The organism is Phenylobacterium hankyongense (genome assembly GCF_003254505.1).
Classification (GTDB): Bacteria; Pseudomonadota; Alphaproteobacteria; order Caulobacterales; family Caulobacteraceae; genus Phenylobacterium; species Phenylobacterium hankyongense.
Genome location: NZ_QFYP01000001.1, coordinates 328,416 through 352,612 on the forward strand (window position 1 = coordinate 328,416; position 24,197 = coordinate 352,612).

Below are 24,197 nucleotides of genomic sequence, written 5' to 3' on the forward strand. Positions count from 1 at the left end.
TGTGGATGGAACGCGGGCGACTATTTGGCGGTGACGGCGCCCTTGAAATCGAGCGAGACGCCCATGGTCTTGCCGCCCTTCTTGGCCTGGCCGGTCCACATGCCGTCGGCGGTCTTGGTCAGGCCGGTGACGTCGGTGTAGCCGGCGTTCTCGATGTGACCCTTGGCCTGGGCCTCGGTGAACGAGTTGGAGCCGGGCGTCTGGGTGGTCTCGGTCTTGTTGGCGTCGGTGTTGATCGCGCTGTTCTCGGACGAGCTCGGCGGCGACACTGCGCCCCCGGCGCCGGCGGCGCCGCTCGCGGCGGAGTCGGCCGCGCCGGTCGCCGCATTGGAGGCTGAGGCGCCGGCGCTGTCGGCGGCGGCGGCGGTCTGGGACGCGGGCTTGGAGCAGCCGGCGAGCAGGGCCAGGGACAAGGCCGCGCCGATCGGCGCAGCTATTAGTTTTCGCATCTGTTTCTTCCTTCGGGGGGCGAGCGCCCAACAGCGTTCGGCGCGGACGGCGGTTCCTAAGGTGATGTTTGTTGCCGCCCCGTGCGGGGCCGGCACGGGGCACGTGGCCGAGTTGCTGGCGCTCCTCAAAAAGCAGGCATAGGCTCTGCTCCAAGGGCGGCTCGCGCCCGCGACCGTCTGATGTCGCGCCATGGATCATCTGAACCCGGGGGACTTCGGGGACATCCTTGGCGCCCGAGATGATGGGAGGAAGACCATGCCGATTCAGACGGCGGGGTCCGTGCGAGCGTTGGCGCTCGTGGGCCCCACGAGCGCCGGCAAGACCGCCTTGCTGGAATCCCTTCTCCTGACCACCGGCGCCGTCGACCGACGGGCGAACGGCGGCGCGGCGGAGAAGGTCGGCGACTCCAGTCCCGAGGCCCGCGCGCGCGGCCATTCGGTGGAGCTGAACCTCGCCGACTTCGAGTTCATGGGCGACCGCTATGCGGTGATCGACTGCCCCGGGTCGCTGGAGTTCTGCTCCGATCTCGACGCGGCCGTGCCCGCCGTCGACCTGGCGGTGGTGGTGGCCGAGCCCGATCCCGCCAAGGCCGCGCTGCTGCAGCCGACGCTGCGCGAGCTGGAGCGGCTGGGCGTGCCGCACGCGCTGTTCGTCAACAAGATGGACCAGGCCCGCGGCAACCTGCACGAGCTGCTGGAGGCCCTCGCGCCGGTAAGCTCCGCGCCGCTGGTGGCCCGCCAGATCCCGACTTGGGAGGGCGATCACGTCTCCGGCTTCATCGACCTGGCGCTCGAGCGCGCCTTCGTCCACCGCCCCGGCGAGCCGTCGCAGCAGGTGGAGATCCCCGGCGAGCTACGCGAGGCCGAGGCCCAGGCGCGCTTCCACATGCTGGAGCAGATCGCCGACTTCGACGACGAGCTCCTCGAACAGCTGCTCTCCGACGTCATCCCCAGCCGGGACGCGGTGTTCGCCGACCTGGTGCGGGAGATGAACGCGGGCCTGATCGTGCCGGTGTTCTTCGGCTCGGCGCAGACCGGCTTCGGGGTCGGCCGGCTGTTGAAGGCGCTGCGCCACGAGATGCCCGCCCCGGACCGTGCGGCCGAGCGGATCGGGATCGAGGGCGGCGGCGCCTATGTGCTGAAGACCGCCTACGCCGGCCAGTCCGGCAAGCTGGCCTACGCCCGGGTGTTCGGGAAGACGCTGGACGACGGGGCCGAGCTGGTGCTCCCGGACGGGGAACGCTGCCGCGCCGGCGGGCTGTTCGCCGTGCAGGGCCCAACGCTGCGGAAGATCACGGCGGCCGCGCCGGGCGACATCTGCGCCATCGGCAAGGTCGAGGCCGCCGCCGGCGGCCAGATCCTGTCGCTGAGCGGCAGGCCACAGGCGGCCGCGGCGGCCGCCCGGCCGCGCCGCCCGCTGTTCGCCGTGGCGCTGGCGGCCCGGAACCACAAGGACGACGTGCGGCTCTCCGGCGCGCTCTCCAAGCTGATCGAGGAGGACGCCGGGCTGTCCCTGACCCACGATCCCGAGGCGCGTCAGATCCGGCTCGCCGGCCAGGGCGAGGGCCACGTGCGCCTGGCGCTGGAACGCCTGAAGCGCCGCTTCGGCGTGGAGATCGACACCGAACAGCCGCGGACGCCCTACCGCGAAACCATCCAGCGCCCGGTGACCCAGCACGCCCGCCACAAGAAGCAGTCCGGCGGCCACGGCCAGTTCGCCGACGTCACCATTGAGGTGCGGCCGCTGCCGCGCGGCTCCGGCTTCGTCTTCCAGGCGAAGGTGGTCGGCGGGGCGGTGCCGAAACAGTGGATCCCGGCCGTCGAGCAGGGCGCCCGCGACGGCCTGATCAAGGGGCCGCTGGGCTTTCCGGTCACCGACCTCGAGGTCACCCTGGTGGACGGCCAGACCCACAGCGTCGATTCCTCGGAAATGGCGTTCCGGATGGCCGGGCGCATGGCCATCGAGGAGGCCCTGAAGGCCTGCGGGTCGATCCTGCTGGAGCCGATCGAGAAGCTGACGGTCTATTCGCCGTCGCCCCACGCCTCCAACGTCACCTCGGCGCTGACCGCCCGGCGCGGCCAGATCCTGGGGCTCGCGCCGCGCGAGGACTGGCGCGGCTGGGAGCGGATCGAGGCCTACCTGCCGCAGAGCGAGCGACAGGACCTGATCGCCGAACTGCGCGGGCTGACCCAGGGCCTGGGCGCCTTCGAGGCCGACTTCGACCACATGGCCGAACTCACCGGCCGCCTGGCCAGCGAGGCCAGCCAGGGCGCGCGGCCAGGCGCTTAGGTCGCCGTCCGCCAGTCAGCCGCGGTGGCGGTGAACAGCTGGACGAGGTCGGCGTAGCGCTGGCCTTCGGCCTCGACGGTGGCGCGGCGTGCGCGGTTCAGCTGCCGCTGGGCGTCGATGACCTGCAGCAGGGTCCCGCCGCCGAGCCGATAGGCGGTCTGGGCGTCACGGGCGGTGGCCTCGGCCGCCGTCTGGGCCTGGCCCAACGCGGCCAGCGACTGCTGGTCGGAGGCCAGGGCCGCGAGCACGTCGGAGACCTGCACGAAGGCCCGCAGCACCGTCTGCTGGTAGCGGGCCATCGAAGCGCGGGCGTCCGCCTCCGCCGCCTGGCGCTCGGCCTTCAGCGTGCCGCCGTGGAAGATCGGCGCGGTCACCCCGCCCATCAGGTTCCAGCCGCTGGAGGCGTAGTTGAAGAGGTTCTCCGGCTTGATGGCGCTCTGGGTCAGGTTCGCGCTCAGCCGGATGTCCGGGTACTGGTTGGCCACCGCCACCCCGACCGCGGCGGTCGCGGCGTGCAGGTCGGCCTCGGCCGCCAGGATGTCCGGCCGGTTGCGCACCAGCGCCGAGGGCAGGCTGACCGGGATGTCCGACGGGACGGTGAGCCGGGCCATGTCGAAGTCCGGCGCGCTGAACTCCGCGGGCGACTTGCCGGCCAGCAGCGCCATCTGGTGGCGCGCGGCGTTCAGGTCGCGGACCAGCGGCGGCAGCAGCGCCTCGTCCTGCGCCACCTGGGCCAGGCCGCCGGTCACCGCCGACGGCGCCTCGCCGCCGGCCTGCTGGGCCTTGCGCACCATCTCCACCACTCGCTGGTCGTCGGCGATGATGGTCTGCAGGGTGGCGATCTGGGCCCGGAGGCTGGCGATCCGCATCGCCTGCAGCGCCACGTTGCCGGACAGCGTCAGGTAGGCGGCGTCGGCCTGGCGGGCGGCCATCTCGGCGCGCGCCTGGGCGGCCTCGGTGGCGCGCTTGCGGCCGCCGAACAGGTCGAGGTCGTAGGAGACCCCGCCGCCGATCGAGAACAGGTTGATGGTCGGGCTGGGAAAGCCGGTGAAGCCGAACGCCTGGGTGTTGATCCGCTCGCGCTGGGCGCCGGCGTTGGCGTCGACCTGCGGCGCCTGGGCCCCCCGGGTGGCGGCGAGCTGGGCCTGCGCGCGTTGCAGGGTGGCGGTCGCCTCGGCCACGGTCGGGCTGTCGGCCAAAGCCTGGCGCACGGACTGGTCCAGCTCCGGCGAGCCGAACGCCTGCCACCACGGCCCCCCGGCCCGGACGTCGGGGGTCAGGCGCACGCCGGGGGCCGGCGCGTCGCCGGCCATGGCGTAGCCGGCCGCGGCCGGGCCCTTGGGCGGCTCCGGCGTCCTGAAGTTCGGACCGACGGTGGCGCAGGCGCTCAGCGCCAGGGCGGAGACCGAGGCCACGGCGAGGCGGCGAAGGGATCTAGTCGACAGCGGCATGGATAGGCTCCCCGCCCGTTCGCCTCGGTTTGCGCATCAAGAGCAGCATGGGCATGCAGGCGATGGTGATGATGAACATGAGTTTGAAGTCGTCGATGTAGGCGATCATCGTCGCCTGCCGGGTGACTTCGGCGTTGAGCGCGGTGATCCCCGCCGCGGTGTCCGGATTGAACATCGGCGGCAGCATGGTCCGCACCGTCGCGTCGCTCGTGATGACATGGGCGGCGATCGAGGCGTGCATGGTCTGGGTGTTGGCCACCACCAAGGCGTTCATGATGGAGATGCCGACGCTGGAGCCCAGGTTGCGGACCAGGGTGTAGACCGACGAGCCCTCAGGCCGCAGCGCCGGCGGCACGGTGGCGAAGGCCAGCGTCGACAGCGGCACGAACAGCAACCCGATGCCGAGGCCCTGGATCACCCCGGAGACGATCAGCGGCATGGTGGTCATGGCCAGGTCGAAGTGCATCATCTGCCAGAGCGCGACGCAGCTGATGCAGAGGCCTGTGAACAGGATCAGCCGGGTGTCGACGCGGCCGACCAGCTGCCCCACCGCGAACATGGCGACGAACGAGCCGAGGCCGCGCGGCATGCTCACCAGGCCGGAGGTCAGCACCGGATAGCCCAGCAGCACCTGCATCATCGGCGGCAGCAGGGCCATGGTCGAGAACAGCAGGATGCCGATGAAGAAACCGAAGATGCTGGCGGTCACGAAGTTGCGGTCGCGGAGCAGCGCCCGGTCGAAGAACGGGTGCCTGGCGGTCATGGTGTGGATCACGAACACCCACAGGCCGACGATCGCCAGGATGGTCTCGGTCCAGATCTCCGGCGACGAGTACCAGTCCTGGCTCGGCCCCCGGTCCAGCACCAGCTGGAAGGCGCCCACGAACAGGGTGAGCATGCCGAAGCCCAGGAAATCGAAGGGCTTGGTGCGCTTCACCCGGTCGCCCGAGATGAAGAACCACACCCCGAGCAGGGCCAGGATGCCGATCGGCAGGTTGATGTAGAAACACCACCGCCAGGAGAAGTTCTCGGTCAGGTAGCCGCCCAGCGCCGGGCCGAGGATCGGCCCGAGGATCGCGCCCGCCCCCCAGATGGCCATGGCCTGGCCGTGCTTCTCCGGCGGGTTGATGTCGAGCAGCACCGCCTGGGAGAGCGGGATCAGGGCCGCGCCGAACACGCCTTGCAACAGGCGGAACAGCACGATCTCCGGCAGGCTGGTGGCGATGCCGCAGAGCATCGAGGCCACGGTGAAGCCGCCGATGGAGATCAGGAACATGTTCTTGCGGCCGAGCCGGTCGGCCAGCCAGCCGGACATCGGCGTCATGATCGCCGCCGAGACGATGTACGACGTCAGGACCCAGGTGATCTGCTCCGGCGACGCCGAGATGCTGCCCTGCATGTGCGGCAGGGCGACGTTGGCGATCGTCGTGTCGAGCGAGTTCATCACCGTGGCCAGCATGATGCTGATGGTGATCGGCCACCGGTTCTTGGCGTCCTGCTCTGCGCTCATGGCGGGCCGTCCTTAGCCGGCGCGGCCGGGCGCGCGCACGTCGACCTTCACATTGGCGGAGAGGCCGGCGCGGGCCGCCATGCCCGGCGGCGGGCGGTCGAAGGCGATGCGCACTGGCAGGCGCTGGACGACCTTCACCCAGTTGCCCGTGGCGTTCTGGGCCGGCAGGGCGGAGAAGGCCTGGCCGGTGCCGGGCGAGAAGCTCGCCACGCGGCCCTTGATGTCGGCCTGCGGATAGGCGTCGACCTTGATGGTCACCGGCTGGCCGACCTTCATGTGGGCGAGCTGGTCTTCCTTGAAGTTGGCCTCGATCCACGGCTGGCCGGAAAGCAGCCAGAAGCCGGTCTGGGAGGCGTTCAGGTAGGTCCCGAGCGGCATCTGCTCGACGCGGGTCACCACCCCGTCGGAGGGGGCGATCACGGTGGTGTAGGAGACGTTCAGGCGGGCGCGATCGAGCTGCGCCTGCGCCTGCATGACGGCCGGGGCGGAGGCGGGCGTAAGGCGGGGATCGCCGCCCAGATTGGCCAGGGCTTCGGCGGCGGTCTGCTGGGCGACGGCGAGCTGCTGACGCGCCTGCTGGGCCGCGTGGAGCGCCTGGTCGACCTGCTGTTGCGAGGCGACGCCGGCGGCGGCCAGCTGGCGCTGGCGATTGGCCTCGCGGGTGGCGAAGGTCAGGCTGTCCTGCGCCGCCTGCACGCTCGCCTGCTGCTGCTGATAGACCGCGCGTTGCGCGTTGATCTGCTGGGCGGCGTTGGCCACCTGCGCCGCGGCGGCCGCGGCGTTGGCCTGGAAGTCGCGCGCGTCGAGGCGGAACAGCACCTGGCCCTTCTTCACGGCCTGGTTCTCGTGGACGTAGATGTCGGTCACGCGGCCGGCGATCGAGGGCGCCACCGGCACCTTGGCGATCTGGACGTAGGCGTCGTCGGTGGCCTGGTAGTGGCCGCCGGTCATGACGACGTAGATCACCGCCGCCAGGATCAGCAACGGACCGCCGAGGATCAGCGGCCAGCGCCAGCGGCGCAGGAAGCTGTCGCGCCCGGCTTTCGGATCGACGTCGGCGGCGCCACGGGCCGAAATGACTTCAGGTTCGCTCACGTCGCGAGCCCCTCTCTACGGATTGATCGGCGAAATAGAGGAAGGCCGGTCACCGCAAGCGGCGCCGTTCTCCCGTCGAAGTGCAGATAAGGCTGCGCATCGAATGATCCAAATGATATGTTGTCACGCAGCAAATGAGCGGAATGCATGATCGCGCTGGACCTCAATCTGTTGCGCGTCTTTGACGTACTGCTCGAAGAGCGCAGCGTCACGCGCGCAGGCGCCCGGCTGGGCCTCACGCAGTCGGCCGTGAGTCATGCGCTCAATCGGCTGCGCTACGTGCTGAACGACGAGCTGTTCGCGCGCGGCCCCTCGGGGATGCAGCCGACGCCCCGGGCGCTGGAGATGGGCCCGCAGGTGCACGCCGCGCTCAACCAGCTGCAGCAGGCGCTCGCCCCCTCGGACTTCGACCCCGCCACCAGTGAGCGGCGCTTCGCCCTGGTGGCCGGGGCCTACGCCTGCGCGGTGCTGGCCCCGCCGCTGGTCGGACAGCTGGCGACCGATGCGCCCCGCGCCGAACTGGTGGTCGCCCAGTACACGCCCGACGTGCTGGACCGGATGGACGCTCACCGCGTGGACTTCCTGGTCGGCGGCCTGGTCGCGGCGCCGGAACGGTTCGCTCGCGAAACCATCGCCAAGGAAGGCCTGGCCTGGGTGGTCCGCATCGACCACCCCTTGGCGAAGCTCGACACCGTCGACGTCGAGGCCCTGGCGTCGGTGCGCCACGTGGTGATCTCCCCCACCCTGCCCGGGATCGGCGAGGACCGGGTGGAGCGCCGCAGCCTGGTCACCCGCCCCAGCTGGGAGGACGCCGGCGCCTTCGAGGCGGCGCTGGCCGCTCAGGGCCTCACCCGCCGGGTGGGCGTGACGGTGCCCGACACCTACTCCGCGCTGGCGGTCACCAGCCGCTCGGACATGGCGGCGCTGATCCCGCGGCGCCTGGCCATGCTCTCCGCCCAGGGCGGCCGGGTGAAGCTGATCGAGCCGCCCTACGCCTCGCCCACGGTGGACGTGAGCCTGCTGTTCCTCAAGGAACGGCTGGCCGAGCCCGCCATCGCCTGGATGCGGGACCTGATCCGCGCCGTCGCCGCCGCCATCTGACCTTCGAGGACCGCATGCCCCATCTGGCCCTGACCGCCCTGCTCGTCCGCGACTACGACGAGGCGATCGACTTCTACGTCGACAAGGTCGGCTTCGAACTGGTCGAGGACACCATCCAGGGCCCGACCAAGCGCTGGGTCGTGGTCCGGCCGAAGGGCTCGGCGGGCGCGCTGCTGCTGGCCCGGGCCGACGGCGAGGCCCAGGTTGCACGGATCGGCGACCAGGCCGGCGGCCGCGTCTTGCTGTTCCTGCACACCGAGGACTTCGCCGCGGACCACGCCCGCATGCGGGCGGCCGGCGTGCGCTTCCTCGAAGAGCCCCGCCACGAGCCCTACGGATCCGTGGCGGTGTTCGAGGACCTCTACGGCAACCGCTGGGATCTGCTCGAGCCCAGGACCGTCTAGTTGCATCACTCCCCTCCCCCTTGCGGGGAGGGGTCGGGGGTGGGGGTGCAAGCTGTGAGTCCGCCGCTCCGTCCCCGAAAAGCGGAGCCGACACCCCCTCTCCCAACCCTCTCCCCGCAAGGGGGAGAGGGCTTCGAGCGATCAACCTAGGCCGACACCGCCTCAGGCGCGGCCATGAGCGCATCGTCGATCTCGCGGGCCCGCACCGCCGCCGGCCGGTTGATCAGCCGCGCCGCATAGGCCTCGAAGGCCGGACGCTTCTCGATCGTGCCGAACTGCAGGCCCCAGGCCATCTGCGCGCCCACATAGAGGTCCGCAGCGCTGAAGCGGTCGCCGGCCAGATACTCGCGGCCGTCCAGCGCGGTCTCCAGGGCGTTGATCACGTCGGCGAGGCAGCCGTAGCCCGCCATCCGGCGACGTTCCTCGGGGACCTCGAAGCCCATGCTCTTGTTGGTCACCGCCGCTTCCACCGGTCCGGCCGCGAAGAACAGCCAGCGATAGTAGGGGCCGCGCGCGCGGTCGCCGGGCGGCGGCGCCAGGCCCGCCTGCGGGAAGGCGTCGGCCAGGTAGGCGCAGATCGCCGCGGCCTCGGTCACCACGGTGTCGCCATGGGCGATGGCCGGCACCTTGCCCATCGGATTGATCGCCAGATAGGCCGGGGCCTTCATCTTGTCGTAGTCGAGCACCTCGGTGCGGTAGGGCTGGCCCACCTCCTCCAGCATCCAGCGGACGATGCGGCCGCGCGACATCGGGTTTGTGTAGAAGACGAGCTCTTCGGACATGGCTGGGCCCTCGTTGGAACGGCGCTCTCGGGCGTCGACGAAGACCCTACACCCGCCCTGCTGACAGCGACATGTCAGCAGGGGCGGCGGTCAGGCCTGGCGGGCGACCCAGTCGGACATGTGCTGCTCCAGCACTGTCATCGGCATGGCGCCGGAGAGCAGGGCCGCGTCGTGGTAGGCGCGCAGGTCGAACTTCGGGCCCAGCCGGCGCCTGGCGTCGTCGCGCACCCGCATCCACACAGTATGGCCGACCTTGTAGCTGCAGGCCTGGCCCGGCCAGCCGCAGTAGCGCTCGACCTCGCGCTGGCTGCGGCCGCGGGCGTAGCCGGTGGTGTCGACCATGTACTGGGTGGCCTGCTCGCGGCTCCAGCGCTTGGAATGGATGCCGGTGTCGACCACCAGCCGCGCGGCGCGGAACAACAGGCTCTGCCAGAAGCCCGCCTGGCCGAGCGGATCGTCGCCGTAGACGCCCATCTCGTAGGCCAGCTGCTCGGAATAGAGCGCCCAGCCTTCGGTGTAGGCCGACAGCCCGCCGCCGGTGCGTCGCAGGATCGGGATGCGGGTCGACTCCTGCGCCAGCGAGATCTGCAGGTGATGGCCCGGGACCGCCTCGTGGTAGGTCAGGGTCGGCAGGCCGAACTTCGGCCAGTCGTGGGTGTCCTTCAGGTTGATGAAGTAGAGCGCCGGCCGCGAGCCATCGAGGGCGGCGGACTGGTAGTAGCCGTTGGCGGCCCCGTCCTGGATGAACGGCGGCACCCGCCGCACCTCCACCTTGGCCTTGGGCAGGGTGGCGAACGCCTGCGGCAGCATCTTGTAGACGCTGGCGATCTGGTCGTTCAGCCAGGAGATCAGCGCCGCCCGGCCCTCGTCGGTGTTGGGGTAGAGCTGCGCCGGGTCCTCGTTCAGCGCCGCGAGCCGCGCGCCCACCGTGCCCTGGGTCATGCCCTTGGCCTTCAGGATGACGTCGATCCGGGCGGTGATGTCGGCCACCTGCTCGAGGCCCAGCTTGTGGATCTCCTCCGGCGGCAGGTCGGTGGTGGTCGCCGCCTTCAGGGCGTCGGCGTAGTAGGCCTCGCCGCCCTTCAGCTTCCAGACTCCGGCGTCCGCGGTGGCCCGCGGCCGCAGGGCGCTGACCGCCGCCATCTGCCGGTCGAGCGCCGGATAGACGTCGTCGGCGACGATCTTCGCGGCCCGGGCGGCGTAGTCGCCGGTCAGTCCGGCCTTCTTCGCCTTGCCGACCAGCGAGGACACCAGCACGCTCTCGGCGGCCGGCTTGTCGCGGATGGCGTGCATCTGGCCCATGGCCAGGTCGAACATGAAGTCCGGCGGGACCACGCCGGCGCCGGTGTCCTCGCGGAACCGCTGGGTGTCCTGGTCGAGCGCGCGGGCGAACTCACGCAGCCGCGAGAGATAGGCGTCGGCATCGGCCGCGGTCTCGACCTTGTGCTGGTTGTCGAGGAAGTCGGGGATGTCCTGGTAGACGCCGGACTGCTGGCTGATCACGTAGGGGACGAAGCGCCCGCCCACGTGGCCGAACTTGTAGCGGTCGCCGGCCGTCAGGGCGTTCTGCTGCTGGTACAGCACGACATCGTAGTCGACCTTGGACGGCTCGGAGAGCTGCCGCCGGTCGATCGCCTTCAGCGCCGCGACGCGGGCGCGCGTAAGCTCCAGCTGCCGCGCCCGCTCGGCCGACGAATAGTCGTCGAGATGGCTTTTCAGGGCTGCGCGGGGACCCTTGTCGAGGCCGAGCGAGGTGGCGCGCTCGGGACTGTCGTCGACCTCCTCGTTGAAGATCCGGTCGAGCAGCGCCAGCAGCCGGGCGTCCTGGGCGCCGGCCGTAGCGGTCAGGGCGGGCTGGGCCAGCGCCGGCGAGGCGGCGAGCAGGGCCGCGCCTGCGGAGGTCGCGAGGAAGCCACGGCGATCGATCTTCGTCATCGAGTTCATTCCTTGGGTGAAATAGCTCAGGCGCGATGGGCGGCGACGTAGCCGTCGACGGCATTCTCCAGCACCGTCAGCGGCATGGAGCCGGAGAGCAGCACCGCGTCGTGGAACTGGCGGATGTCGAAGCGCGGGCCGAGCGCGGCCTTCGCCTTGTCGCGCAGCCTAAGGATCGTCAGCTTGCCGACCATGTAGCTACAGGCCTGGCCGGGCCAGACCGAGTAGCGCTCGATCTCCTGGGCGGCCAGGGCGGGCGGGTCCCCGTCGATCGAGGAGAGCGTGGCGATCGCCTTCTCGCGGCTCCAGCGCATGGCGTGCAGGCCGGTGTCGGTGACCAGGCGGCCGGAGCGCAGCAGGGCGTCGTGGACGTAGCCGAGCTCGCCCAGCGGGTTGTCCTCGTACATGCCCATCTCCTGCGCCAGCTGCTCGGAGTAGAGCGCCCAGCCCTCGACATAGGCCCCGAAGCCGGACGCCTTGCGCAGCATCGGCAGGTCCGCCTGGCGCTGCAGGGAGATCTGCAGGTGATGGCCCGGAATGCCCTCGTGGTAGGTGGTCGTGTACATGTCCCACATGGGCGCTTCGGCGGTGTCGCGCAGGTTCAGCCAGTAGATGCCGGGCCGCGTGCCATCGAGGCTGCCCTCGGTGTAGTGGGTCGAGGCGCCGGCCTCGGTGGCCTTGGGGATCCGCTGGATCAGCAGGCCCGCCTTGGGCAGGGTGGCGAAGTACTCCGGCAGGCGCTTCTGCATCGCCTGGACGACGGCGTTGAGGTCGGCGACCTCCTTGGCCTTGCCGGCGTCGGTGTTGGCATAGACGCCCTTCTTGCTCTTGAACAGCGCGCCGTAGCGTTCGCCGACGCCGCCCTTGCTCATGCCGATCTTCTTGAACAGCACGTCGGCGCGGGCGTGGAGCTCCTTGGTGACGTCGAGGCCCAGCTGGTGGACCTCGGCCGGGGTCATGGTGCTGGTGGTCTGGGCCTGCAGGGCCTGGGCGTAGTAGGCCTCGCCGTCCGGCAGGCGCCAGACGCCGGCGTCGTGGACCGCCTTTGGCTGCAGGCTTTGCAAGAGCGCCATCTGCCGCTCCAGGGCCGGCAGCACCTTCTCCTGATAGACGGCTGAGGCCTCGCGCTCCCAGTCGCCGGCGACCCCCTTGGCCCTGGCGCGGTCGACCAGCGACGTGACCAGCGTCGACCTGGCCGGCTCCACGTGCAGGGTCTTCATCTGGCCGATCGCGGCCTTGAGGGCGAAGTCCGGCGGGATGACGCCCAGGCCGACGTCGCGGCGCGTCCGCTCCGCCTCCTCGTCCATCAGCCGCCCGAGCTCGCCCAGGCGGGCCACATAGGCCTGCGCATCGGCGCGGGTCTCGATGGTGTGCTGGCTGGCCAGGAAGTCGGGGGCGTCCTGATAGGCGCCGTTGATCTGGCTGAGCACATAGGGCGCGCCGGCGCCCTCGTAGCCGTAGGCGAACTGCCTGTTCGCCCGGTCGGTGGTCTGCAGGTCGTAGAGCACCGAGTCGTAGTTCACCGCCGGCATGCCGGTGAGCGCCTGGCGGTCGATGGCGGTGAGGCGGGCGAGCTGGTCGGCGGTGCGGGCCTTGCGGCGGGCCTGGGCGGCGATCGAGCCCTCGTGCAGCTTCGACTTGGCGGCGGCGTGCGGACCGGTGTCGAGGCCCAGCGAGGTGGCGAGCTCGGGGCTCTCCTCCAGGACCTCGGCGAAGAACTGGTCGAGCGCCGTCGACAGCTGCGCTTCCGGGCTGGGCGCCGGCGGGACCGCCGGGGGCGGCGGCGGCGGCGGCGGCGGAGCGCTGGCGACCGGCGCCGGCTGCGGCGTGGCGCACCCCGCCAGGGCGACGCCCGCGCCGGCGGCGAGGAGGAGGAGGCGGCGGCTCAGCACGGCGGCGGTTCCTGTTACGCTTTGTGACCACTAGGCTTACGGGTCGTCCGGCAAGCGCGGCAAGGCGCAGGTGGTCCGGCCCGGGTTAAATCGCTGTAATGAAGCGGACTTGGCGGCGCGGGTCCGCTATCTCCCCCGCCTCCCCTCACGGATGCCGCCCATGTCCCCTCCACGTCCTGCCGTCGCCATCGTCGGCGCCGGGCCCGCCGGCCTGATCGCCGCCGAGACTCTGAGCGCCGCGGGCGCGGCGGTGACCGTCTACGAGCGGATGCCCTCAGTGGGCCGCAAGCTGCTGATGGCCGGCCGCGGCGGCCTGAACCTCACCCATTCCGAGGACTTCGAGCGGTTCGTCGGCCGCTACGGCGACGCCGCGGCCCGGCTGCGGCCGATGCTGGAGGCCCTTCCGCCCGCCGCGCTGACCGCCTGGGCGGAAGGCCTGGGGCAACCGACCTTCACCGGCTCCAGCGGGCGGATCTTCCCCAAGGCGCTGAAGGCCTCGCCGCTGTTGCGGGCCTGGCTCTTGCGCTTGCAGGCGCAGGGCGTGGAGATCCGCACCCGCTGGGACTGGCAGGGGTGGGACAGCGCCGGGGCGCTGGTCTTCCGCACGCCGGCGGGGGAACAGGCGGTCACGGCCGACGCGACGATCCTGGCGCTCGGCGGCGCGAGCTGGCCGCGGCTGGGCTCGAACGGCGCCTGGGCGCCGGTGCTTGCGAACCAGGGCGTGGCGGTGACGCCCCTGCGCCCAGCCAATGTCGGCGTCGAGGTGGTCTGGAGCGAGGTGTTCCGCACCCGCTTCGAAGGCCAGCCGCTGAAGAACGTCGAACTGACCTTTGGCGACCGCACCGCCCGCGGCGACGCGATGGTCACGGGTTATGGGCTGGAGGGCGGCGCGGTCTATGCGCTGTCGTCGGCGGTGCGCGATGCGCTGGCGGCGAAGGACGGGACGCGGCTGCGGATCGACCTGCGTCCGGACCAGTCCGCGGCCCAGCTCACCGGCCGGCTGGCGCGGCCGCACGGCGGCCAGTCGCTGGCCAACCACCTGCGCAAGGCGCTCAATCTCTCCGCCCTTGAGGTCAACCTGCTGCGCGAGGCGCACGGCAAGGACCTGCCGGGCGACGGACGCGCCCTGGCCGAGGCGATCAAGAACTGCGTCCTGGCGCTGACCGACGTGCGGCCGATCGCGCGGGCGATCTCCACCGCCGGCGGCGTCGGCCTGGACGCCGTCGACGACGCGCTGATGCTCAAGGCCCGGCCCGGCGTCTTCGTCGCCGGCGAGATGCTGGACTGGGAGGCGCCGACCGGCGGCTACCTGCTGCAGGCCTGTTTCGCCAGCGGCAAGGCGGCCGCCGAGGGGATCTTGCGGAGGCTGGGCTAGGCGCTCGGCTGGGCGTAGCCGAACTCGGCCCCCACCCGTTCGGGCCGCATCATGTCCGACTCGTACTTGAAGCTGACCCGCAGCTTGGTGCGGTACGCCTCCAGCTGGCCGTCGGGCGACAGGGCGATGTCCTGCTGCAACACCTCGGCGACGCGCAGGTCGCGCAAGGAGCCTGCGGCCGCGGCCAGCGCCTCCTTGGCGGCGTCCTCCCAGCTGGTGCGGCTGGTGCCGATGATCTCAGTGACGCGGTAGACGCTCATGGGGTCCTCTCCGTCGATATCCCCCGCGACCCCATGAGGCGCTCGCATGCGCCGGGTGGCAAGGGTCACGAGGACGGGCGGCGCGAGCCGCTGGACCGAACGAACGCAACCCCGGCGGCCGATGCCGCCGGAGCCATGTTCGCTAGCGGCTGGACGCGATGATCGTGGCGATCAGCCCGCTCGTGAGGGCGACCATGGCGTAGTTGCCGTCATCGGCCTGCACCCACTGATAGCCGCGCGGCGGGCGACGCAGGTGGTGCGAGCGGTAGTCCACGTAGTGGCTGCGGTCGTGGTAATAGTTGGCCGGCAGGCGCTCGCCACGGGCCCAGCGGTGCTGGCCCTGGTTGTGCCCATAGGCGTTGCCGTTGCCGTGGTGCTGGTCGTAGCCGCCGCGGTTGTTGTGGTTGTCCTGGCCGTAGGGCTGGGCCATCGACGCCGTGCCGCCGAGCAGCGACAGCGCGAGGGCGGCGGTCATGAGACGTTTCATCGTGTGTTCCTTTCCTTGCGGCGTATTCGCCGCCAGATCGCCAACATTCCACAGGCGATCTGAGCCCGGATTGAACGGCCCGGGTCAGTTTAGGTTCATCACATTTCTTGGTTGAAACGAATTAGATACCCAACGCCACGTGCTCATCACCTGGAACGGGGCTCATTTACCCAGCGATTACACCCAACTACGTTCGCCGAGCCCGTTCGCCTACCTCAGGCGTCGGCCGTAGAGGGCGAACAGCCGTTCCCAGTGGCGCTCGGCGGCCGGCTGGTCGTAGGCCGCGCGCTGCGGGAAGGCGAAGCCGTGCTCGACGCCCGCGTAGAGCTCCACCTCGGCGTCGACGTCGTGGGCCTTCATCGCCTGGTCCAGCGCCTGGACCATCTCCAGCGGCGCCCACTGGTCGGTCTCGGCGCAGGCGAAGTAGAGCTCGGCCGAGGTCTTTTGCGCCGCCAGGTGCGGACTATCGGCCTGGTCGGTGACCAGGCGCACGCCGTAGATCGACGCCGCCGCGGCCACCCGCTTGGGATAGCGAGCCGCCAGGTTGATCGCGTACTGGCCGCTCATGCAGTAGCCGAGCGTCCCGATGCTGCGCCGGCTGGCGCCCGGGTCGCGATCGGCGAAGTCCAGCAGGGCGTCGGCGTCGTCCATGACCATCGGGATGGTCAGCGAGCCCATCAGCTCGAACATCCGGGCCCGGTGCTCCTCGTCCGGGACCGGCGGCAGGTCCTTCAGCTCCAGGACGCCGCGCCGGTAGTAGAGGTTGGGCAGCATCACGTAGTAGCCGGCGGTGGCGAGCCGCCGGGCCATGTCCCGCAGCTCCTCCCGGATCCCCGGCGCATCCATGAAGAACAGGATCACCGGATGCGGCCCGTTGCGCTCGGGATGGACGATGAACGTCGTCGTGGCGCCGTCCTTGGTGGGAACCTCCACCGTCTGCTCGATCATCTGGAAGGTTCTCCGCTCAGACCAGTTCGGCCGGCTTCACCGCCAGCGACTTGAGGAAGGGTTCGGCATACTCGATGCGGCCGGTCATGGTCTTCGGGTCGCCGCTGGCCAGCCGGTAGACCGCCTCGGCGATGTACTCGATCGGCTGCACCCGGTCCCGGGTCTGCTCGTTGATCAGCCCGTGGACGGCCACGCCGGGCGTGTCCACCAGCCCCGGCGACACCACGTTCACCGCGATGCCGGCCTCATGGACCTCCGAGGCCAGGCCGGTGGTGAACCGCTCCAGGGCGGCCTTGCACATGCCGTAGACCGTGCCGCCGCGGCCGCGGCCATAGGGCGGCTGCGGGTGCAGGCCGGCGGGCGATGAGATGTTGACGATCCAGCCCCGCCCGCGCTCGCGCATGGCCGGCAGCACCAGCTGCGACAGGTGGAAGGGCGCGTAGACCTGCACCTCCATCATCAGCTTGAAACGCTTCTCCGGGAACTCCTCGACCGGGATGAAGTAGGTGATGGCGGCATTGTTGATCAGGATGTCGATCGGGCCGTAGGCGGCGGTCGCCTCTTCCACCAGCCGCTCGCGTTCGACGGACTGGGCCAGGTCGGCCTTGATGAAGGTGGCTTCGCCGCCGGCCCGGCGGATGCGCTCGACGGTCTCGTGCAGGGTGCCGGACAGCCGGCTCTCGCCTTCCTCCGCAGTTCGGGCGGAGGCCACCACCCGGGCGCCCTCCATGGCCAGGCGGGCGGCGATGGCTTCGCCGATGCCGCGGCTGGCGCCGGTGACCAGCGCGTTGCGGCCCTTCAGGGCTCCGTCGGGATTGATGCGGGCCTCGGACATGGCGGTCTCCCAAATGACTTTTGTTCTAATGCGCCGACGCTCGCGCGGCTGGCGCTCGGGCGCAAGACCCGCCGCCGTTGCGCCGGGGCCCGGGGAGGGCTTCAATGGCGCGAGGGGCGCGCCAGACGCCTTCACACAAGACGCCTTCACCGGAGGAGCGGCCGATGCGGATACCCGACGCCAAGCTGGCCGAGGTCTGGGACCGCGGGTTCACGGTGGTCGAAGGCTTCCTCGACGCCGAGACGCTCGGCGCCGCGCAGGACGCGCTCTGGGAGATCTATCCGCGCCCCGAGGACTATTTCGCCAACCCGGGGGCCCACCCGAAGTACGCCCGCAGCCAGTTCGCGGGGCTGCGGCTCTTCCCCTACCCGTCCTGGGCGCTGAACCGGGTTCCGGTCTATCCGGACCTGATCGACGCGGCCGAGCGCTTCCTGCAGACCCGCGAGATCGACTGCTACAAGATCGAGCTCTGGGCCAAGTATTCCGGCGCGATCGACTACGACCAGCACCACCACCGCGACTACGAGAACCACACCATCGTCGTGCCGCGCGCCGACCAGACGATGCCGCAGATGACCTGCTTCATCCTGCTCTCCGACGTCACCGAGCTGGACGGGCCGACCAAGGCCGTGCCCCTCGACCGCACCCGCGACATCCCGCTCGGCGTCACCCAGACGAAGATGGGCGAGTTCTTCGAGGACGAGGTGGCGGCCACCGGGCCGGCGGGCTCGATCCTGATCTACAAGACCGACGTCTTCCACCGCGGCTCCAACTTCGGGGCCCCGGGGCGCTCGCGCTTCGTCATGCCGGTGGACTTCAAGCCCCGCGGCTGGCGCTGGCAGGGCAAGCTCGCCTGGCCCGATCACACGGGTCAGCCGGGCTGGAAGGAGGCGATGGTCAACATGACGCCGCGCCAGCGCGACCTGTTCGGCTGGCCCCCGCCCGGCGATCCCTACTGGAACGCCCAGACCCTGGCCGACGTCGCCGTGCGCTATCCCGGCATCGACCTGGCGCCGTACGGGGCGCGGCAGGCGACCCGCGAGCCGGCTTAAGGCCCGGGCTGCTCCCCGAGCACGTTGAGCCGCTTCACGGTGAGCTCGTCGATTTCCAGGCGCTTCAGGCGGATCCGGCCGATCGCCATGCGACCGACGGCCAGCCGGCCGATGGAGATCGCCCCGATCGCCAGCGCGCCCAGCGCCGCGGCGCCCACGGCGGTCGCGACCCAGGCGGTGGCCGGCAGCCGGCGCCTGGTGGGGACGAGGTCGCTCATGGCGTGGTCTCCGGCCGCGGATTGCGTTCCAGCTCCGCCCTGGGCCAGGCGCCGAGGTCGGCGGCGGCATCATAGGTCGACTGGAAGAAGTTGAGCAGGGCGAAGTCGGGCGCGTGCGAGCGGCGCACCTCGGCATAGGGCAGCAGGAACTCGCCGAGCGCCGGGTCATAGGTGGCGGCCCGCGGCCGGACCGCGGCGTCGGCGAACCCCGGCGGTTCCGGATAGGCGTAGGCGTAGAACGTGGCCTCGACGCCCGGCGCCCCCGGCCAGAAGCCGACGCTGGCCACCTCGTGCGAATAGGCCTCGCGGCTGACCGAGGCCGGCAGCACTTCGGAGCCGGGGTGCGGCGGCGCGCGGCGGCCCGAGAAGCGGGTCAGCGCCATGTCGAAGCTGCCCCAGAAGAAGTGGACCGGGCTCGACTTGCCGATGAACCGGCCGCGGAACACCTTCATCACCCGGTCGGTCTGCAACAGCACCTGCCAGAACCGCTGCACGGCCTCGCCGTCATAGGCGCGGTGGACGGTGTCGGCCTCGAAGGGGATCGGGTCGGCCACCTCGCAGGGCGTCGTCCACATCCGCACCTTGATCCCCAGCCGCCCAAGCGCGTCCATCAGCTGGCGATAGAACTGCGCCACCGGCTGCGGCTCGAGCGCGAAGCGCTCCACCGCGCCGTCGTTGCACATGACCTCCAGCCGGTGCTCCAGGAAGTCGAACACGATCTCGAAGCTGCGCCCGTTGTAGGGGATCGGCGAGGTGCCGAGGCCCCGTGCGTTGACGTAGAGCGGCACGTGCCACCAGTGGTTCACCGGCGGCGACAAGGCCATGCGCACCTTGCCCACCACCTGCGTCCACATGTGCAGCGTCGCCGCCGTGTCCGCCCAGCCGGCGTAGGACAGCTCCGGCCAGTCCCGTGGGTCGCTGGAGAAGGTCATGTCCCGCGCTCCGCCAAGGCGCGGCGGATGTCGGCCACCACGCTCGCCCAGTCGCCCGGCGCGGGCTGTCGGAACAGGCGCAGGGACGGATACCAGGGGCTGTCGGCGCGCCCGCTCATCCAGCGCCAGTCGGGGGTGAACGGCAGCAGTAGCCAGCAGGGCTTGCCCATCGCCCCGGCCAGGTGGGCGACCGCGGTGTCGACGCTGATCACCAGGTCGAGCCCGTCGATGATCCGGGCGGTGGCCTCCATGTCCGGCGCGCCGGTGTCCTCGGGCAGCAGGCTGACGACGCCCGGCCAGCCGGCGATCTCGGCGGCGACCTCGGCCGGCAGGGAGCGGTTGCGATCGTTGATGTGGGTGGGGTTGCCGCGGCCGACGAAGCCGATCCCCGTTCCGCCCGCCTTGCCGGGCAGGTAGGGCGCGGGCGGAATGGTCTCGACCGTCGTCCCCAGCCGCCAGGGGATCGAGGCGATCAGGGTCCAGGCCTCGTGACGCGGGATCTCGACGCTGCCCTGGGCGGCGATGGCCCTGACGCCGAGCGGCTGGAACAGGCGGACGAGCAGGCGATGGCACAGCACCGTCACTTCCACGCCGCGCGCCTTCAGCAGCGGAAGGTAGCGGGCGAACTGGATCTGATCGCCCATGCCCTGCTCCGGCATCACCAGCAGCGAGCGGACGGGTTCGCCAGTCCATTCCCGGTAGCCGAGGGACGGCCTGCGTCCGTCGCCCGGCCGCATCCGCGCCTCGTACAGCGGCCAGCCTTCGGCGAACCGACCCTCCCGCAGAAGCAGGAAGGCGAGCTGGCGGCGGATCAGATGGTCGTCGGGATCCTCGGCCAGAGCCGAGCGGAACAGCGCCTCCGCCTCCTCGATCCGTCCCTGGCGGTCCAGCACCAGGCCGAGGTTGAGGATGGCGGCGGGAATTCGCGCCATCTGCAGCACCAGCCGGTAGAGGCGCTCCCCCTCCTCGACGCGCCCGTCTTCCACGGCCGCGTAGGCCAGGTTGAAGACCTCGCCGGGCGTGAGGCTCTTGCGGACGGGAGCAGCGGAATCGGACACGGAGAAACCAGGCAGACGGCGGGAGCCCGATGATTGGAACGCCGCCCCGCCTTAGGCAAGCGTCGGCGTCAGGCGGCCTTCCCCAGCTCCTGCTTCACCCGCTCGGCCAGGGTCTTGATGTCGATCGGCTTGGGCAGGAAGGAGATGTTGGCCTCGCCTTCCAGCAGGTCCGAGAACTCGGATTCCGCATAGCCGGAGATGAACATCACCGGCGCCTCGCCCAGGTAGATCCGCGCCTGCTTCAGGAGGTCCGGGCCCTGCATGCCGGGCATCACCACGTCGGAGATCATCAGGTCGATGGTCCCGGCGTGGGTCTCGGCAAGCTCCAGGGCCTCCTCGCCGCTGGCCGCCTCGATCACCTCGTAGCCGCGGGCGCGCAGCAGCTTGGCGGCGACGCCGCGCACCGCGTCCTCGTCCTCCACGAACAGGATCCGCCCGGCGCCGGAGAGGTCGCGGGCCTGGGTCCGCTTGGGCGCGGCCGGCTGCGGCGCCGGGGCGACGGTGGCGACCGGGATATGCACCGGCAGGAAGATGCGGAAGGCCGCGCCTTCGCCGGGGCGGGAGTCGACGCTGATCCAGCCGTCGGACTGCTTGACGATGCCGTAGACCGTGGCGAGGCCCAGGCCGGTCCCCTCGCCCACCGGCTTGGTGGTGAAGAAGGGGTCGAAGATCTTGTCCATCACCTCGGGCGGGATGCCGGGGCCGTCGTCGGAGACCTCGATCAGCGCCTGGTCGCCCTGGGCGCCGGGATAGCCCATCGACGCGGCCTGCTCCTGGGTCAGGCGCGCGGTGCGGATACGGACCTGGCCGCCGCCGTGGGCGCGGACGGAGTCGCGGGCGTTGACCGCCAGGTTCATCACCGCGGTCTCCAGCTGGCCGCGGTCGGCGCGCACCTGCGGCAGGTTGCGGCCGTAGTCGGTCTCCAGCTTCACATCCTCATAGAGCACGCGGCGCAGCAGCACCTCGAACTCGCTGATCAGCTCGCCCAGGTCGAGGATCTCGCGCTGGACGGTCTGCTTGCGCGAGAAGGCCAGGAGCTTGCGCACCAGGTCGGCGGCGCGGACCGAGGTCTGCTTGATCTCGTTCAGCCCCTCGTAGGAGGGATCGCCCACCGGGTGGCGCGACGACAGCACGTCGAGCTGCATGAAGATGGCGGTGAGCAGGTTGTTGAAGTCGTGCGCCACGCCGCCGGCCAGCTGGCCGATGGCCTGCATCTTCTGGCTCTGGGCGAGCTGCAGCTCGATCTGCTTCTGCTCGGAAACGTCGACCAGATAGGCCACCCAGCGCCCGTCGCTCTTCGACAGGTAGAGGTGGGCGATGCGGGCCGCGTCGTGCGCCAGGCGCACCTCCAGCGGCGCGCCGCCGCCGGTCCCCGCCGCCAGCCGCTGGGCGGCGTCGGCGCGGGAGGCGGGCTCGATCAGCTCGCCGAACACCTGGCCGGCCTCGCCGCCGCCGGCCACGGCGCGCAGCGCGGGATTGGCCTCGACGATGGTGGCGGCGAACGGGTCCTCGCCCTCCAGCAGGGCCGCGCCGAACGGCGAGGCGGCGGCGAAGGCGTCCAGCACCTTGGGCGGCGGCGCGGCGGCCTTGGAGAAGGCGGTCAGCACCTCCATGGCCGCGGCCGGCAGGGCCAGCGTGCCCGAGCCCTGGCCGGTCAGCCGGACCAGGAATCGGCGGGCGCCCAGCGGCGAGACCAGGGCCTCGTGCTCGGCGCCGTTGGTGCGGATGGAGGCGCGGCCGACCTCGCCCCGGCGGGCGGCGGACAGGGCGGCGAACAGGCTGGCGGCGGAGGCGCCGCTCTTCGGCAGCCGCGGGGCCGAGCCCAGGCTTTCCTTCCAGGCGCGGTTGGCGGCCTGCACGCGCCCGTCCGAGGCGGCGATGGCCGCCGGTTCGGACAGCGCTTCGATCAGCTTGTCGGCGCCGGCTTCCGGGTCGCCTACCGCCTCGGGCGCCCCGCGCAGCACGAACAGCCCGAGGCAGGCCACGCCGGCCAAGCCGCCGAGCAGCATGAGGGTGGCCACCATCACCGGGCTGGCGTTCATCGCCACCCAGCCGGTGAAGCCGACGGCGAGCACGAAGAAGCCCACGGCCGCGGTGGTCAGCGGGTCAAACCTGCGCCTGGCGCCTTTGCTGGACGGCGGCTCGGCCATGGCGAGCGTCAGCGCCTCCTGGGGTCGCGCGAAATCGGGTCGGGCGAGCACGCCCGGCGAATCACTCATTGGTATTCTCTCATAGGCGACGCGCACTTACAGGAAACCTTCACTTCAGCGGCCGGGCCGCGACGCGGCGGCTGGCGTTCATGATGAAGCCGATGATCTTCGCCACCGCCTGGTAGTGGGCGGGCGGGATCACCTCGTCGATCTCGACGGCGGCGTAGAGGGCGCGGGCCAGCGGCGGGTCCTCGATGATCGGCACGCCGGCCTCCTCGGCCACGGCGCGGATCTTCAGGGCGAGGCTGTCCAGGCCCTTGGCGACGCACTGGGGCGCCTCGTCCTCGCCGCTCTCGTACTTCAGGGCCACGGCGTAGTGGGTCGGGTTCATGATCACCACGGTGGCCTTGGGCACCGACTGCATCATCCGCCGCCGCGCCCGGTCGACCCGGATCTGCTTCTGGCGCGCCTTCACGTGCGGGTCGCCTTCCGACTGCCGGAACTCCTCCTTCAGCTCTTCCTTGCTCATCCGCATGCGGGCGATGAAGCGCTGGCGCTGCACCAGCCAGTCGGCGCCGGCGATCACCAGCAGCAGCCCGCCGACCGCGAACACCAGCCGCCGCAGGATGTCGGCGCAGAACGGCAGGATCGACGCCGGCTCGACGCCGGCCAGGTTCTCCAGCTGCGACAGGTGCGGCTTCAACACCCACCAGGCCACCGCCGTGGTCATCGCCACCTTGAGCAGCGACTTGATGAACTGGATCAGACCGTCGAGACCGAACAGCCGCTTGAACCCGCCCATCGGCGACAGCTTGCTCCAGTCGACCTTCAGCTTGTCGGGGGTGAACATCAGCCCCGTCTGCACGAGGCCGCCGGCGGCGCCGGCGAACCCGGCGGTCAGCATGACGGTGATCACGATCGGCGCGGCCGCCCGGGTGGCCTGCTTGGCCACGTCCATGCCGGCCCCGCCCTGCAGGGAGATGGCGTCGGGGTGGGCCAGGAACGGCAACAGCGCCATGGCCAGGCTGCGCGACATCGGCCCCCCGGCGATCGCCACCACCGCCGCCGCGCCGATCAGCGAGAGCAGCTGCGACAGGTCCGGGGTCTTGGCGACGTCGCCCTTCGCCTTCGCCTGCTCGAGTTTGCGCGGTGTCGGCTCTTCTGTGCGCGATGCGCCTTCGCTCTCTTCCGCCATGGGCTAGCCGAACGGCCGCAGCACGTCGCGGTAGCGGTCGAGCCAGGTCATGCCCATCATGCCGAGGCTGAGCGCGAAGATCGACAGGCCCAACAGGACCATCAGCGGCGAGGTCACGAAGAAGATCTGGAACTGCGGCATCACCCGGCCGACCAGGCCGGTGGCGACGTTGAAGATCAGGGCGAAGACCATCACCGGGGCCGACATCTGCAGGCCGAGCGCGAACGACTTGGCGACGGTCTCGATGGCCAGCCGCCCGGCGTCGTTGACCATCACCGGCTTGTGGAACGGGAAGATCGTGTAGGACTTCACGATCGCGGCGATGAACATGTGGTGCAGGTCGGTGGTCATCACCAGCACCACGCCGATCAGGCCGAGGAAGGTGCCCAGCGTGGCGGTCGGCGAGCCCTGGGTCGGGTTGGCGGTCTGGGCGAAGGACAGGGTGGTCTGGATCGAGACGATCTCGCCGGCCGAGGCCAGCGAGGCCATGAACAGGCGCAGGATGCCGCCGATCATCAGCCCGATCAGCGCCTCCTTGATCACCGCTCCGGCCAGCAGCCCGACGGAGGCGGGCACGGGCGGGACCCCGGGGCCAATCACCGGGAACAGCATCAGCGCCATCACCAGGGCCAGCGACAGCCGGATCCGCGGCGGGATGAAGCTCTCGCCGATGCCGGGGATCAGCATGACGATGGCGGCCAGCCGCGCGAACACCAGGCCGGCGGCGAACACCTGCTGGGCGGTGGCGTAATGCTCCATCTGCGGGACCCTCGCGGGC

General features: G+C 70.9%; 22 protein-coding genes. 5 read left to right on the plus strand and 17 right to left on the minus strand.

Annotated elements, in window-relative coordinates; translation table 11 throughout:
• Positions 1-20 precede the first annotated feature (20 nt).
• Complete coding sequence (locus DJ021_RS01505) at positions 21-449, minus strand: hypothetical protein (RefSeq protein WP_133254916.1); 429 nt, start codon at positions 447-449, stop codon at positions 21-23.
• Between the two features lie 256 nt (positions 450-705).
• Here DJ021_RS01505 and DJ021_RS01510 point away from each other — a divergent pair, with 256 nt between their 5' ends.
• Positions 706-2,739 carry an elongation factor G gene (locus tag DJ021_RS01510; RefSeq protein WP_111455859.1) on the plus strand — a complete coding sequence of 678 codons (2,034 nt, stop codon included), beginning with the start codon at positions 706-708 and terminating at the stop codon, positions 2,737-2,739.
• Here DJ021_RS01510 and DJ021_RS01515 read toward each other — a convergent pair.
• Genes DJ021_RS01515 through DJ021_RS01525 form a run of 3 tightly spaced genes read right to left on the minus strand, consistent with a single transcriptional unit; the run spans position 2,736 to position 6,795 of the window.
• Positions 2,736-4,190 carry an efflux transporter outer membrane subunit gene (locus DJ021_RS01515; protein ID WP_111455860.1) on the minus strand — a complete coding sequence of 485 codons (1,455 nt, stop codon included), beginning with the start codon at positions 4,188-4,190 and terminating at the stop codon, positions 2,736-2,738. The genes DJ021_RS01510 and DJ021_RS01515 overlap by 4 nt on opposite strands.
• Positions 4,174-5,700 carry an MDR family MFS transporter gene (locus DJ021_RS01520; protein ID WP_111455861.1) on the minus strand — a complete coding sequence of 509 codons (1,527 nt, stop codon included), beginning with the start codon at positions 5,698-5,700 and terminating at the stop codon, positions 4,174-4,176. Before DJ021_RS01520 ends, DJ021_RS01515 begins: the two co-directional genes overlap by 17 nt.
• Before the next feature lie 12 nt (positions 5,701-5,712).
• Positions 5,713-6,795: an HlyD family secretion protein gene (locus DJ021_RS01525; RefSeq protein ID WP_243625877.1), complete on the minus strand. Its 1,083-nt coding sequence runs from the start codon at positions 6,793-6,795 to the stop codon at positions 5,713-5,715.
• A gap of 147 nt (positions 6,796-6,942) precedes the next feature.
• On the opposite strand from DJ021_RS01525, the gene DJ021_RS01530 reads away from it, so the two are divergent.
• The gene (locus tag DJ021_RS01530; RefSeq protein ID WP_111455862.1) at positions 6,943-7,896 is read left to right on the plus strand and encodes a LysR family transcriptional regulator; all 954 of its coding nucleotides are present in this window, start codon (positions 6,943-6,945) and stop codon (positions 7,894-7,896) included.
• A gap of 14 nt (positions 7,897-7,910) precedes the next feature.
• Positions 7,911-8,300, plus strand: coding sequence for a VOC family protein (locus DJ021_RS01535; RefSeq protein WP_111455863.1), 390 nt, complete (start codon positions 7,911-7,913; stop codon positions 8,298-8,300).
• 146 nt (positions 8,301-8,446) lie between these two features.
• Here the strand turns inward: DJ021_RS01535 and DJ021_RS01540 are convergent, their stop codons facing one another.
• From DJ021_RS01540 to DJ021_RS01550, 3 genes are all read right to left on the minus strand, one after another.
• Positions 8,447-9,082, minus strand: coding sequence for a glutathione S-transferase family protein (locus DJ021_RS01540; protein ID WP_111455864.1), 636 nt, complete (start codon positions 9,080-9,082; stop codon positions 8,447-8,449).
• Between the two features lie 90 nt (positions 9,083-9,172).
• Entirely contained in the window at positions 9,173-11,026 is a 1,854-nt protein-coding gene (locus DJ021_RS01545; RefSeq protein WP_424443720.1) for a DUF885 domain-containing protein, read from the minus strand.
• A 17-nt stretch (positions 11,027-11,043) separates the two neighbouring features.
• On the minus strand, positions 11,044-12,909 hold the full coding sequence (locus DJ021_RS01550) for a DUF885 domain-containing protein (RefSeq protein WP_243625878.1): 1,866 nt from the start codon (positions 12,907-12,909) through the stop codon (positions 11,044-11,046).
• Between the two features lie 160 nt (positions 12,910-13,069).
• Between DJ021_RS01550 and DJ021_RS01555 the strand changes: the two genes are divergently transcribed.
• Positions 13,070-14,284 (plus strand): BaiN/RdsA family NAD(P)/FAD-dependent oxidoreductase, encoded by a 1,215-nt coding sequence (locus tag DJ021_RS01555; protein WP_111455865.1) that lies wholly within the window; start codon positions 13,070-13,072, stop codon positions 14,282-14,284.
• On the opposite strand, the gene DJ021_RS01560 is transcribed toward DJ021_RS01555, so the two are convergent.
• From DJ021_RS01560 to DJ021_RS01575, 4 genes are all read right to left on the minus strand, one after another.
• Entirely contained in the window at positions 14,281-14,544 is a 264-nt protein-coding gene (locus DJ021_RS01560; RefSeq protein WP_165837077.1) for a dodecin family protein, read from the minus strand. The two genes, DJ021_RS01555 and DJ021_RS01560, sit on opposite strands and share 4 nt — an antisense overlap.
• A 142-nt stretch (positions 14,545-14,686) precedes the next feature.
• Entirely contained in the window at positions 14,687-15,031 is a 345-nt protein-coding gene (locus tag DJ021_RS01565; protein WP_111455867.1) for an RcnB family protein, read from the minus strand.
• Between the two features lie 210 nt (positions 15,032-15,241).
• On the minus strand, positions 15,242-15,979 hold the full coding sequence (locus DJ021_RS01570; RefSeq protein ID WP_111455868.1) for a dienelactone hydrolase family protein: 738 nt from the start codon (positions 15,977-15,979) through the stop codon (positions 15,242-15,244).
• Positions 15,980-15,995: 16 nt separating this feature from the next.
• Positions 15,996-16,814 carry an SDR family NAD(P)-dependent oxidoreductase gene (locus DJ021_RS01575; RefSeq protein WP_111455869.1) on the minus strand — a complete coding sequence of 273 codons (819 nt, stop codon included), beginning with the start codon at positions 16,812-16,814 and terminating at the stop codon, positions 15,996-15,998.
• Between the two features lie 164 nt (positions 16,815-16,978).
• Here DJ021_RS01575 and DJ021_RS01580 point away from each other — a divergent pair, with 164 nt between their 5' ends.
• On the plus strand, positions 16,979-17,866 hold the full coding sequence (locus DJ021_RS01580; protein WP_165837078.1) for a phytanoyl-CoA dioxygenase family protein: 888 nt from the start codon (positions 16,979-16,981) through the stop codon (positions 17,864-17,866).
• On the opposite strand, the gene DJ021_RS01585 is transcribed toward DJ021_RS01580, so the two are convergent.
• The 6 genes from DJ021_RS01585 to fliR all read right to left on the minus strand — a co-directional run bounded on the left by DJ021_RS01585 (position 17,863) and on the right by fliR (position 24,178).
• Positions 17,863-18,084: a hypothetical protein gene (locus DJ021_RS01585; RefSeq protein ID WP_111455871.1), complete on the minus strand. Its 222-nt coding sequence runs from the start codon at positions 18,082-18,084 to the stop codon at positions 17,863-17,865. The two genes, DJ021_RS01580 and DJ021_RS01585, sit on opposite strands and share 4 nt — an antisense overlap.
• Positions 18,081-19,016 (minus strand): DUF5996 family protein, encoded by a 936-nt coding sequence (locus DJ021_RS01590; RefSeq protein ID WP_111455872.1) that lies wholly within the window; start codon positions 19,014-19,016, stop codon positions 18,081-18,083. The genes DJ021_RS01585 and DJ021_RS01590 overlap by 4 nt, the downstream gene beginning before the upstream one ends.
• Positions 19,013-20,074, minus strand: coding sequence for a tetratricopeptide repeat protein (locus DJ021_RS01595; protein ID WP_243625879.1), 1,062 nt, complete (start codon positions 20,072-20,074; stop codon positions 19,013-19,015). Before DJ021_RS01595 ends, DJ021_RS01590 begins: the two co-directional genes overlap by 4 nt.
• Positions 20,075-20,142: 68 nt before the next feature.
• Positions 20,143-22,224, minus strand: a complete 2,082-nt coding sequence (gene cckA / locus DJ021_RS01600; RefSeq protein ID WP_111458938.1) for a cell cycle histidine kinase CckA — start codon at positions 22,222-22,224, stop codon at positions 20,143-20,145.
• 109 nt (positions 22,225-22,333) lie between these two features.
• The gene (flhB, locus tag DJ021_RS01605; protein WP_111455874.1) at positions 22,334-23,419 is read right to left on the minus strand and encodes a flagellar biosynthesis protein FlhB; all 1,086 of its coding nucleotides are present in this window, start codon (positions 23,417-23,419) and stop codon (positions 22,334-22,336) included.
• Positions 23,420-23,422: 3 nt separating this feature from the next.
• On the minus strand, positions 23,423-24,178 hold the full coding sequence (gene fliR, locus DJ021_RS01610) for a flagellar biosynthetic protein FliR (RefSeq protein WP_111455875.1): 756 nt from the start codon (positions 24,176-24,178) through the stop codon (positions 23,423-23,425).
• Between the last annotated feature and the right edge of the window lie 19 nt (positions 24,179-24,197).